General features: G+C 60.0%; 7 protein-coding genes. 3 read left to right on the forward strand and 4 right to left on the reverse strand.

Translation table 11 applies throughout. From position 1 onward, the window contains the following. The first annotated feature begins 243 nt into the window (after window positions 1-243). Both VBE63_RS26255 and VBE63_RS26260 read left to right on the forward strand, forming a co-directional pair. Window positions 244-528, forward strand: a complete 285-nt coding sequence (locus VBE63_RS26255) for a DUF1778 domain-containing protein (RefSeq protein ID WP_323685948.1) — start codon at window positions 244-246, stop codon at window positions 526-528. Between the two features lie 13 nt (window positions 529-541). Then, complete coding sequence (locus VBE63_RS26260; protein WP_323685949.1) at window positions 542-1,024, forward strand: GNAT family N-acetyltransferase; 483 nt, start codon at window positions 542-544, stop codon at window positions 1,022-1,024. 143 nt (window positions 1,025-1,167) lie between these two features. Here VBE63_RS26260 and VBE63_RS26265 read toward each other — a convergent pair whose 3' ends face one another. Next, on the reverse strand, window positions 1,168-1,536 hold the full coding sequence (locus VBE63_RS26265) for a transcriptional regulator (RefSeq protein WP_323685950.1): 369 nt from the start codon (window positions 1,534-1,536) through the stop codon (window positions 1,168-1,170). After that, window positions 1,526-1,834, reverse strand: coding sequence for a type II toxin-antitoxin system HigB family toxin (locus VBE63_RS26270; protein ID WP_323685951.1), 309 nt, complete (start codon window positions 1,832-1,834; stop codon window positions 1,526-1,528). The genes VBE63_RS26265 and VBE63_RS26270 overlap by 11 nt, the downstream gene beginning before the upstream one ends. A 122-nt stretch (window positions 1,835-1,956) precedes the next feature. On the opposite strand from VBE63_RS26270, the gene VBE63_RS26275 reads away from it, so the two are divergent. Next, a complete protein-coding gene (locus VBE63_RS26275) occupies window positions 1,957-2,250 on the forward strand; it encodes a DUF29 domain-containing protein (RefSeq protein ID WP_323685954.1) in 294 nt (97 codons plus the stop codon). Between the two features lie 96 nt (window positions 2,251-2,346). Here the strand turns inward: VBE63_RS26275 and VBE63_RS26280 are convergent, their stop codons facing one another. Further along, on the reverse strand, window positions 2,347-2,529 hold the full coding sequence (locus VBE63_RS26280; protein WP_323685952.1) for a hypothetical protein: 183 nt from the start codon (window positions 2,527-2,529) through the stop codon (window positions 2,347-2,349). A gap of 3 nt (window positions 2,530-2,532) precedes the next feature. After that, window positions 2,533-3,546, reverse strand: a 1,014-nt coding sequence (locus tag VBE63_RS26285; protein WP_323685953.1) for an RNA-directed DNA polymerase, incomplete at its 5' end; no start/stop codon positions are given.

Consider the following 3,546-nt stretch of genomic DNA (forward strand, 5'->3'; position numbering starts at 1 on the left):
GCTAGCAGCCCCTGCATCGGCGTACTGGTTGGCCGGCTCCACGGCCAACCGCGAGACGATGCTCAACCGCAAGCGCCCTCTGGCGTTTCAGATCGGGCGCCTGGGGGGCGCTATGCTGAAGAGAGAATCCTAGCGGAGCGGAAAGGCTGAATCTGGCGCGGCTAGGCCAGTTGTTGTTGCACGTTCGCGAAAAGCGAGCTAGCCTCTTTCCGTACATCCTCCGTACTAAACGAGCACGCAGCTATGTCTACTGCCCTTGAACGCATCGATCTGCGCACTTCAGGCGAAACCAAGGCGTTGATTGCCCGCGCGGCAGCTAGCACTGGCATGTCGGTGAGCGCCTTTCTTTTGAGCGCCGCCCAAGAACGCGCGAAGGTCGTGCTGAGTCAGACGGAATCCATCACATTGACCCCCCGTGATTGGGAGGCCTTCGTCACCGCCCTAGATCATCTCGACCAACCACGCCCCAAGCTCAAGGCGGCGATGGAACGCTATCGTCTCTGGCAATCGCAGCAAGCGGAGGCTTGAACGCGCTCTACCCATGCGCATTGAATCCCTGGCTGCCCATCATGACCGCCGAGACTTTAGCTGCGGTGAAGTCGCGTTAGACCAGTACCTGCATCGCTTTGCCCGCCAACACACCAAGGCCAACCTGAGCCGAACCTATGTCGCCGCTGAAGGCCCGATGGTGCTGGGGTTCTACAGTCTCGCGATGGCAGCGATTCTCAAAGACCAGCTCCCAGCCGCCCATGCGGGGCGTTTTCCGCGTTTTCCACTCCCGGTCGCGCGGCTGGCTCGCTTGGCCGTCAACCTCCAGCATCAAGGCAAAGGGCTGGGCGAGCGGTTGTTAATGGATGCACTGCTTCGGTGCGCCCGCCTCGCAGAGGAGATTGGCATGGTTGGAGTCATCGTCGACGCCAAACACGAACGCGCGCGTAGCTGGTACGAGCGCTACGAATTCGAGCGCCTCCCAGATGCGCCTCTAACCCTATGGCTACCAACTGGAGCGATCACGCGGCTTTGACAGAAACGACCAATGCACCTCTTCAACCCCAAAACGATCGCACGCAACCGACCCGTCCAGGCGATTCCAGCGGACCACCTCAGCCTGCTCGAAGCCTAGGCCGAGATGATCCGCGACCTGCGCATCGAGCGCCCGCGCAACAGTTAACTCGCATGAACAGAGTGTGACAACAAGCTCTCATACGGAATGTTCAGGCCATCGTGCAAGCGCTTCACCATCCGCAAGCTCAGTGGCCGTTTGCGGTTCAGCACCTCCGACACGCGACCGCTTGAACCGATATATGGCTCTAGGTCTTTTGCAGCTAAACCCTGCTGCTCCATACGAAATTTGATCGCCTCGACCGGATCGGCCGGACCAATTGAATAATGCCGGTTCTCGTAAGCCTCTACCAGCGCCACCAGAATCTCCATTTCATCCGCTTCGGGCGAGCCTTCCGGTGCCTGAAAAATGGTTTCTAAGCGTTCAAAAGTAGCACGCAAATCCTCGTCACTCCGGATTGGTTTAATAGTCATTGACAGTCTCCACATCAATCTTGTCATATTGGGCATGAGTGCCGATGAACTTGACCCAAGCAATTCCCGCTCGGTATTGCATCTCGACCACAAGTCGATACTTATTTCCGCCAATATTGAAAACGACCCGATGATGACTGCAAATACTGGCACTGCGATACTGCGCCTTGACCTCCTGCGGTGAGGTCCAACGCGCCTGCATTGCCTCGTCATACCAACTTTCCAGTGGCCCCTTCGCGTCAGCATACTGGGGCTGCTGCCAGAACCTTCTCAAGGTGCTTTTTGCAATAACACGCATGAGGCTATCTTAACTCCCGTTTTGGGAGGATAACAAGACAGCATGTCGATCATCGACCTCGAACGGAGCAATGCTGTCATTGCCGCTGGCTCGCGATCGCGCTAGCCTGCGACCGCCGCGCACTGGAGAGTCACCTGAAGATCCTGATGTTGCACCTGCTCAAGTGGCATCATCAGCCCAGCCATCGCGGTGTCAGTTGGCGCCTGTCCATCGCCAATGCGCGCGACGAAATCGCCGCGATCCTGCGCGATAGCCCGAGCCTCCGACCGCGACTCGACGAACTCGCCGCCAGCCGTTATGCCGGCGCGCGCAAGCAAGCGATCCTCGAGACCGGACTTGCACCATCCAGCTTTCCAGAGACCTGCCCGTTTAGCGTCGAACAACTGCTCGAAGAAGACACATTCCCGAACACCTAAACAGAAGCGCTGATCCACATTCCAGAAGGGGGCAGAGTGTGGTGCGCTCAGCTCGGCTATACAGCGCGACGCGCTCAGTCTCGTCGGCACCGCCGATCACACCAGCGGCACCATCCGGCACGCCAGCACCCGCGCGCGGACACCTGTCCAATATTGGTCCCCTTGGCGCACCACCAGCACCGAGTGACCCAGGCCGAGCAATCGCACCAGATAGCGCCCAAACAGCCGTGCCGGCACGCCGTATAAGGCCCGGCGCCGGTTCTCCCGCAACCGCTGCAAACCCTATTGCGCGGCCAGTGGCGCATCGCGGCGGTCGTACAACTCAAAGTAGGCGCCGACCTCAAACAGCACGGCATCGCCGGGATAAGCATGGCGCACCCAAGCATATTGCCGGCGGGCGGAGGTCAGCCCCTTCGGCAGCGCATAGCGGGGAATGAGCTTCTGCTGCGCCTCATCCCAGAGAAAATAGACCTGCAGCCACTCCTGCCCCCGCCAGATGGATTGCCACAGATTGAAGGCATTGGCGCGCCGGAAATGCCCGAGATAGGACGCCAGGGTCGCGTGCAACCGGGTCAGGTCCTCGGTCTCGAAGCGATATAGCGTCATCCCGTCCTGTTTGGAGACCAGCAGAGCACGATAGCCCCGCAGCCGCTCCTTGCAAGCGCTCACCACCCGCCGGCGCACCAGCCGATAGTCGCGTCGCACGATGTAGCCGAGGAAGTCGATGCCGTCCGAGACCGGTCGCAGCCGCTCGCGCGGGTTCAACTCCAGCGCCAGTTCTGCAACCAGATAGCGCTCGATCAGCCCTCGCCAATACAGCAGCTCGTCGCGGTCCGGGGACAGCAGCACGAAGTCGTCGCAATAGCGGATGTAGTGGCGGCAATGTAGCCGGTGCTTGACGAACTGATCCAGCCCATTCAGATACACGTTGGCGAAGAATTGACTGTTCAGGTTGCCAATAGGCAGACCCTTGCCCGGATCACAGCGCAGCAGGGTCTTATGTGCTGGCACCCGCGCCAACTCCTCGGGCGCGCACTTGACGATGTGCCCCTCGGTGCAATCGTGAAACACCAGCAGTTCGGTTAGCCAGCGGGCATCGTCATCGGCGATGTGCGGCGCCAACAGCCGCCAAAGGATCGCCTTGTCAATGCGCATGAAGTAGTTGCGAATGTCGAGCTGCAGGTACCAGGCCGGTCGCTGGCCGTTGACGGTCGCCTGCTGGATGAACCGCTGCAGCCGGTCAATCGCCACATGCACGCCCTTGCCCTTGCGGCAGGCGTAGGAGTCGTGAACAAA

This window comes from Lamprobacter sp. (assembly GCF_034860625.1).
In the GTDB taxonomy this organism is placed as follows: domain Bacteria; phylum Pseudomonadota; class Gammaproteobacteria; order Chromatiales; family Chromatiaceae; genus Lamprobacter.

What these genes read in the sequence shown, in the direction of transcription:
- VBE63_RS26255 (WP_323685948.1), top strand. Translation starts at nt 244, where the DNA reads ATGTCTACTGCCCTTGAACGCATCGATCTGCGCACTTCAGGCGAAACC.
- VBE63_RS26260 (WP_323685949.1), top strand. Translation starts at nt 542, where the DNA reads ATGCGCATTGAATCCCTGGCTGCCCATCATGACCGCCGAGACTTTAGC.
- VBE63_RS26265 (WP_323685950.1), bottom strand. Translation starts at nt 1,536, where the DNA reads ATGACTATTAAACCAATCCGGAGTGACGAGGATTTGCGTGCTACTTTT.
- VBE63_RS26270 (WP_323685951.1), bottom strand. Translation starts at nt 1,834, where the DNA reads ATGCGTGTTATTGCAAAAAGCACCTTGAGAAGGTTCTGGCAGCAGCCC.